This is a genomic window from Psychrobacter sp. CAL346-MNA-CIBAN-0220 (assembly GCF_040309805.1).
Classification (GTDB): domain Bacteria; phylum Pseudomonadota; class Gammaproteobacteria; order Pseudomonadales; family Moraxellaceae; genus Psychrobacter.
On the sequence record NZ_JBEOPF010000265.1, the window covers coordinates 1 to 273 of the forward strand.

The 273-nt window shown below is 44.0% G+C and carries 1 protein-coding gene; it reads right to left on the bottom strand.

Going from position 1 to position 273, the window contains the following annotated elements; all coding sequences use genetic code 11:
- Window positions 1–33: 33 nt before the first annotated feature.
- Window positions 34–273: carboxymuconolactone decarboxylase family protein (locus AAEY88_RS13580; protein ID WP_350563237.1), on the bottom strand; the 240-nt coding region annotated here is incomplete at its 5' end.

The window sequence follows — 273 nt, forward strand, 5'->3', positions numbered from 1 at the left end:
ATTCGTTGCCTGTTAAGCCTTATTTGTCATTTGTTATGCCTGTCGCTCTTGAAGGACTTCTTTAAACGCAAACATACCATTTAACGCCGCCGGGAAGCCTGCATAAACTGACATTTGTAACAGTACTTCTTTTACTTCATCTTCGCTGCATCCAACATTCAAAGCCGCATTCAAATGAACCTTGAGCTGAGGCCTACAATGACCCAAGGCGGTTAGAGCGGCAACGGTGGCTATTTCTCGTGACTTTACATCTAATGCTTGTCGGCTATAGAT